2 protein-coding genes, 17 tRNA genes, 1 rRNA gene and 2 pseudogenes are annotated in these 5,510 nt (G+C 44.4%); 21 read left to right on the top strand and 1 reads right to left on the bottom strand.

Annotated features, from left to right (window positions below; genetic code table 11):
* Positions 1–2 precede the first annotated feature (2 nt).
* From rrf to B0H99_RS17470, 20 genes and pseudogenes are all read left to right on the top strand, one after another.
* Positions 3–118 (top strand): 5S ribosomal RNA (gene rrf / locus B0H99_RS17375).
* 13 nt (positions 119–131) lie between these two features.
* Positions 132–206: transfer RNA gene (locus B0H99_RS17380), tRNA-Asn, on the top strand.
* Positions 207–212: 6 nt separating this feature from the next.
* Positions 213–302 (top strand) — tRNA-Ser (locus B0H99_RS17385).
* 27 nt (positions 303–329) lie between these two features.
* Positions 330–404 (top strand) — tRNA-Glu (locus B0H99_RS17390).
* A 15-nt stretch (positions 405–419) separates the two neighbouring features.
* Positions 420–495: transfer RNA gene (locus tag B0H99_RS17395), tRNA-Val, on the top strand.
* Positions 496–588: 93 nt separating this feature from the next.
* Positions 589–665, top strand: a tRNA-Met gene (locus tag B0H99_RS17400).
* A 3-nt stretch (positions 666–668) separates the two neighbouring features.
* Positions 669–744 (top strand) — tRNA-Asp (locus B0H99_RS17405).
* Positions 745–759: 15 nt separating this feature from the next.
* Positions 760–835, top strand: a tRNA-Phe gene (locus B0H99_RS17410).
* 16 nt (positions 836–851) lie between these two features.
* Positions 852–927, top strand: a tRNA-Thr gene (locus B0H99_RS17415).
* A gap of 7 nt (positions 928–934) precedes the next feature.
* Positions 935–1,018, top strand: a tRNA-Tyr gene (locus B0H99_RS17420).
* 7 nt (positions 1,019–1,025) lie between these two features.
* A tRNA-Trp gene (locus B0H99_RS17425) sits at positions 1,026–1,099 on the top strand.
* Positions 1,100–1,118: 19 nt separating this feature from the next.
* Positions 1,119–1,194, top strand: a tRNA-His gene (locus tag B0H99_RS17430).
* 43 nt (positions 1,195–1,237) lie between these two features.
* Positions 1,238–1,313: transfer RNA gene (locus tag B0H99_RS17435), tRNA-His, on the top strand.
* 9 nt (positions 1,314–1,322) lie between these two features.
* A tRNA-Gln gene (locus B0H99_RS17440) sits at positions 1,323–1,394 on the top strand.
* Between the two features lie 5 nt (positions 1,395–1,399).
* A tRNA-Gly gene (locus tag B0H99_RS17445) sits at positions 1,400–1,474 on the top strand.
* Between the two features lie 8 nt (positions 1,475–1,482).
* Positions 1,483–1,556, top strand: a tRNA-Cys gene (locus B0H99_RS17450).
* 10 nt (positions 1,557–1,566) lie between these two features.
* Positions 1,567–1,648 (top strand) — tRNA-Leu (locus tag B0H99_RS17455).
* A gap of 208 nt (positions 1,649–1,856) precedes the next feature.
* Positions 1,857–3,108, top strand: a pseudogene (locus tag B0H99_RS17460) (metal-dependent hydrolase family protein).
* A 113-nt stretch (positions 3,109–3,221) separates the two neighbouring features.
* Positions 3,222–3,605, top strand: a pseudogene (locus B0H99_RS17465) (anion permease); the annotation flags it as partial.
* Between the two features lie 116 nt (positions 3,606–3,721).
* Positions 3,722–3,803 (top strand) — tRNA-Leu (locus tag B0H99_RS17470).
* A 200-nt stretch (positions 3,804–4,003) separates the two neighbouring features.
* Here B0H99_RS17470 and B0H99_RS17475 read toward each other — a convergent pair.
* Complete coding sequence (locus B0H99_RS17475) at positions 4,004–4,525, bottom strand: hypothetical protein (protein WP_106534956.1); 522 nt, start codon at positions 4,523–4,525, stop codon at positions 4,004–4,006.
* A gap of 308 nt (positions 4,526–4,833) precedes the next feature.
* Here B0H99_RS17475 and B0H99_RS17480 point away from each other — a divergent pair, with 308 nt between their 5' ends.
* A complete protein-coding gene (locus B0H99_RS17480; RefSeq protein ID WP_106534957.1) occupies positions 4,834–5,355 on the top strand; it encodes a DUF6241 domain-containing protein in 522 nt (173 codons plus the stop codon).
* Positions 5,356–5,510 lie beyond the last annotated feature (155 nt).

The following is a 5,510-nucleotide window of genomic DNA, read 5'->3' on the forward strand; positions in this document are numbered from 1 at the left end:
AGTCCAGTGATGATGGCAAAGAGGCCACACCCGTTCCCATCCCGAACACGGAAGTTAAGCTCTTTTGCGCCGATGGTAGTTGGGGGTCTCCCCCTGTGAGAGTAGGACGTTGCCAGGCTGATCAATATTATTCCGAAGTAGCTCAGTGGTAGAGCACCGCACTGTTAATGCGATGGTCGTAGGTTCGAATCCTACCTTCGGAGCCATTTTTTGGAGAGCTGTCCGAGTGGCCGAAGGAGCATGATTGGAAATCATGTAGGCGGGCAACCGTCTCAAGGGTTCGAATCCCTTGCTCTCCGCCAGAATATAACTCTCGAATTACATAGTATGGCCCCTTGGTCAAGCGGTTAAGACACCGCCCTTTCACGGCGGTAACACGGGTTCGAATCCCGTAGGGGTCACCATTCATTTTAATAGTTGGAGGATTAGCTCAGCTGGGAGAGCATCTGCCTTACAAGCAGAGGGTCGGCGGTTCGATCCCGTCATCCTCCACCATTTTCGCTTGATACATAATCAGCTGTAACGAAAAAGAATCCTTTGCTCGACAAAGAGAGCAAAAAAGAAGTAAAGTAATACCAATAATATTGTCGCGGGGTGGAGCAGTTCGGTAGCTCGTTGGGCTCATAACCCAAAGGTCGCAGGTTCAAATCCTGCCCCCGCAACCAAATGGTCCCGTGGTGTAGCGGTTAACATGCCTGCCTGTCACGCAGGAGATCGCCGGTTCGATCCCGGTCGGGACCGCCATTTTTATCCATATGTGGCTCAGTAGCTCAGTCGGTAGAGCAAAGGACTGAAAATCCTTGTGTCGGCGGTTCGATTCCGTCCTGAGCCACCATATTTTTTAACTCCATGCCGGAGTAGCTCAACTGGTAGAGCAACTGACTTGTAATCAGTAGGTTGAGGGTTCAAGTCCTTTCTCCGGCACCATGTTTTCGGTGGGGTAGCGAAGTGGCTAAACGCGGCGGACTGTAAATCCGCTCCTTCGGGTTCGGCAGTTCGAATCTGCCCCCCACCACCAGTTTTATAGGGGCATAGTTTAACGGTAGAACAGAGGTCTCCAAAACCTCCGATGTGGGTTCGATTCCTACTGCCCCTGCCAATTTTAAATTTATATGATGGCGGTCGTGGCGAAGTGGTTAACGCACCGGATTGTGATTCCGGCACTCGGGGGTTCAATTCCCCTCGTCCGCCCCATGTTTTTAATTTCATTTTCATAACTTATAAAAATAATAAAGTGGCGGTCGTGGCGAAGTGGTTAACGCACCGGATTGTGATTCCGGCATTCGGGGGTTCAATTCCCCTCGTCCGCCCCATCTAGTTATTGGGGTATAGCCAAGCGGTAAGGCAACGGGTTTTGATCCCGTCATGCCCTGGTTCGAATCCAGGTACCCCAGCTTTTGCGGAAGTAGTTCAGTGGTAGAACGCCACCTTGCCAAGGTGGAGGTCGCGGGTTCGACCCCCGTCTTCCGCTCCAATTTTTCTGGCGGCATAGCCAAGTGGTAAGGCATGGGTCTGCAACACCCTTATCACCGGTTCGAGTCCGGTTGCCGCCTCCATAATTATTTTGCCGGCGTGGCGGAATTGGCAGACGCGCACGACTCAAAATCGTGTTCCTTCTGGAGTGTCGGTTCGACCCCGACCGCCGGTATCAGGCTACGGACAGTAAGCTGTAGCAAAAAGACTTCTCACTTTTGTGAGAAGTCTTTTTTTGTGCTTCTACTATATTTTGAGAATATTGCTTGAACCCCTCCATGCTATTAGCATGGAGGGGTTTTATTTTAAAAGGTTTGAGAGCTTAAATGGAAATGGTAGTATTAGTAATAGTTTAAATATTTAAAAATTTAGGAGGGGTTTTAGTGGGATATACCTTAATCAAGAATGGAACGTTGATCGATGGTACAGGAAGCAATAGAGTAGAAAATGCAGGAGTCTTATTGAATGATAACCAGATTGAGTCAGTTGGTCTGCTTACGGACATTACAATTCCTGACAAAGATGTGCAAATAATTGATGCACAAGGCGGCTTTATCTTGCCGGGTTTTATTGATACGCATGTCCATATGGTAATGGAAATCAAAGATATACGAGAATCTCTCAATACGCCCTTTGCTTTTAAGTTTTACGAAGCTATTGGATATATGAGGCGGACGCTTGATGCCGGAATTACTTCAGTGCGGGATGCTGGATTTACGGATCTTGGAGTAAAACTAGCTGTTGAGAAAGGTCTCGTAACTGGTCCGCGTATGCAACTTAGTATTAACCCTCTGACGATTATTGGAGGGCATGGAGACTCATGGATGCGCTCAGGCATTGATACTACCCCTAAAAGCTATCCAGGTATGCCTAGCGGTATTTGTGACGGTGCAGAACAGGTTCGGCAAAAGGTAAGGGAAATGCTAAGAGCAGGAGCGGAAATCATCAAAGTGCATGCAACTGGCGGCGTCATGAGCCCGACAGATCATCCGGAGTTTACCCAGTATTCACAACAAGAGCTAGAAATTATTGTAGAGGAAGCCACTTTCCGGCGCGGAATAAAAGTTATGGCACATGCCCAAGGAGCTGCCGGCATCAAAAATGCTGTTCGTGCGGGGATTCACTCTATTGAACATGGAATTTACCTGGATGAAGAAGCAATCGAGTTAATGTTGGAGAATGGCACTTACTTGGTTCCTACTTTACTGGCACCGATTTCGGTAGTGGAAGCCAGTGAACTAAATGAAAGCATGCCGGAATATGCGGTGCAAAAAGCGCGTGAAGTGGTGGAAGCCCATCGGGAAAGTATTATGAGAGCTTATAAAGCTGGAGTGAAAATTGCGATGGGCACCGACGCTGGGGTCATGGCTCATGGCTCATGGCACAAACTTGAGAGAGCTTGGATTAATGTGTGATATTGGCATGTCGCCGATGGAAGCCATTTTGGCGACAACAAAAGTTGCCGCAGAGTGCATGGGTTGGAACAAAGAATTAGGAACACTAGAGGTTGGGAAACTGGCTGATATTGTTATTACTAAGACCAATCCGCTAGAAGATATTCGTTCTTTGGAAAACACGGGAAACATAGCGGTGGTGATAAAAGATGGAAAGGTTGAAAAAAATTTATTAATTTAATTTCGACTCTATAAAAACAACTCGTAGATTTCTTCTTCCCATAAGCTGTTTTTATGAAACTAAAACTATATTAACAGAATGTTATTTTATGGAAATTGTGTAATGTTACAGAGATTATTACGATGGCTATGATCGTAAACAACTTCCAATTAGGTGACGGCATTCAAACCTGGGTACAGGTCTCCTGTGCGGCTGCCATAGCACTTGGCATGTCCGTAGGAGGCTGGAGAATTATCAAAACCGTTGGCGGCAAGATCATGAAAATCCGTCCGGTTAACGGGGTTGCCGCTGATTTAACAGGAGCTACGTTTATTCATTTGCCAGTGAGTACGACGCATGTAATTTCTTCTTCTATTATGGGGGTAGGCGCGTCTCACCGCTTAAAAGGCGTTAAATGGGGAACAGCCCAAACCATGCTAGTTACTTGGGTTATTACGTTACCCATTTCTGCTACGTTGGCAGCATGCTCTTATTTTGTTCTGAACCTCTTTTTCTAATAAAAAGAAAGCAGCACTGGAAAATTCCAGTGCTGCTTTTTTATAGAGATATAGAAATAACTATTGGCTTCACGCTGCTAGTATGGTATATTTATAAGCGTTCGTTTAGCACATTCGCCGGCGTGGCGGAATTGGCAGACGCGCACGACTCAAAATCGTGTTCCTTCTGGAGTGTCGGTTCGACCCCGACCGCCGGTATAAAAAGCTTATAGAAAGAAGGTTCTAACTTAACGGTTAGGGCCTTTTTTCTTTTCTTCAAAACAATTTCTATATGAAGTTCTGTCGTTGAGTAGGTTTTAAAATGATAGTACAAAAAGTACATAGTTGAAATTGTAAAAGCCAGTGTAAAAGACGTTCTTTACACTGGCTTTTGCAGTTATTTTTAACTTTGACTTCAATCATTTTGCGTATTTACAGCTGACACGCTTGTTCTCCGGCTTAAAGATGCCATCCGGATTTTTTTTGAAAAGCCATACGTGCAGATCATAATGCTTTCCGGGTGATCCGTCGTGGTTAGCCATTGGACCTTGGAATTTCTGGTCGAAGAGTACCGGTGTTTTTTTAGTTTTTTCAGCCGGCACATACCATTCTCCAGCCACTAGTTTGTATTTGCCATTTTTCAGCGGTTCGTAAACTAATATTTCTGGTCTTTTGATGTGAAGTTTTGCATCGTCTACCCGATTCGGTTTGATCAAGTGAATTCCCATGTTCGGCACACAAGCGCCAGGTACTAATCCTTTAAAACCCTCATCCAGCGCGACATCAATATCCCGATACTTCTCAAGCGCCTTTTTGCTGATTGCCAGTTGTTCCCGAACGCTCATCTTATCGTCATCGTCGTGATGCGGATGGGCACTAACAGCAGACATGGCAGATAGACTAAGGAAAGCGACCATGAGGGCAACGAGAAACTTTTTCATTGTACTTCCTCCTTGATAAATATTTTTGATATGTATCAAGAATTTATGTTGTTTACAACTTGAATTATAGGCTCTTTTTCAAATTATTCAATAGAAGATAATAGGGCAATTTATTCATATTTTGTGAATTAATTTATCTTGAAAGCAGGCTTATAATGGAATGGTTATATCTGCAATTCCTTATGCACTTTGGGTTCTATAAAATTGTTAGTGATACAGAAATACGTATAGAAGTTTTGATTGTCAACCAGTAATTGGTAATAGATAATGAAATAGGAGCTTGAAATCAGAAGTTTAGGAAGTGATAAATGATGAGGACCGTTTTAACTAGTGGAAGTATCCTAGCGGTTATCGCGTTAATTGGCGTTGGCGGGTATTTCTTTATCCAGCAGTCTTTTGCGAAAACAGACGAAGAAGAAATAACGGCAGCAGCACAAAATATCGTCCAAGAAAAGGATGAGCCGAAAGTTGAAGAAGTGAGCAACAACCCGGGCGCAAGCAGCAGTGAGCCAGAGATGGATGAGAAGCGGATACAAAAGTATTTGCATCTGATGACCCATCAGAAAGTCGCAGCGAAGGACAAATGGGGAGCAATCGAAATGACACCCCAAAATATTGAAAATCTGATGACCATTATTAAAACAAACGAAAATTATTATCAATATGCAGACTATTACTTGGAGGTTCTGACCCAGTGGCAAAAAGGCGATTTTGCTAACGCAGTAGAAGTCCATAATTATATTTGGAAGTTAAACGGTGGAACTGTCGGCCGTGCAACTGGATTATTGGATGCGGAAGAAGAACAAGCATTTATCTCAAATCATTTTTAAAAATGAATGGTACTTCTTAGAAAGAACAAAGAAATGGAAAAAGGCGCTCCAGCTTGAATGGAGGCCACTGAAAAACCCTTCCTTTAAATCAATGGGAGACTAAAAAAAGAGTTGGAAGGCAGGATTTCCTGTCTTCCGACTCTTTTTTTGCCCTT

This window comes from Planomicrobium soli (assembly GCF_003014655.1).
In the GTDB taxonomy this organism is placed as follows: domain Bacteria; phylum Bacillota; class Bacilli; order Bacillales_A; family Planococcaceae; genus Planococcus; species Planococcus soli_B.

Excerpts from the sequence above, each read along its gene's own strand:
- B0H99_RS17475 (WP_106534956.1), bottom strand. The coding sequence starts at position 4,525 with ATGAAAAAGTTTCTCGTTGCCCTCATGGTCGCTTTCCTTAGTCTATCT.
- B0H99_RS17480 (WP_106534957.1), top strand. The coding sequence starts at position 4,834 with ATGATGAGGACCGTTTTAACTAGTGGAAGTATCCTAGCGGTTATCGCG.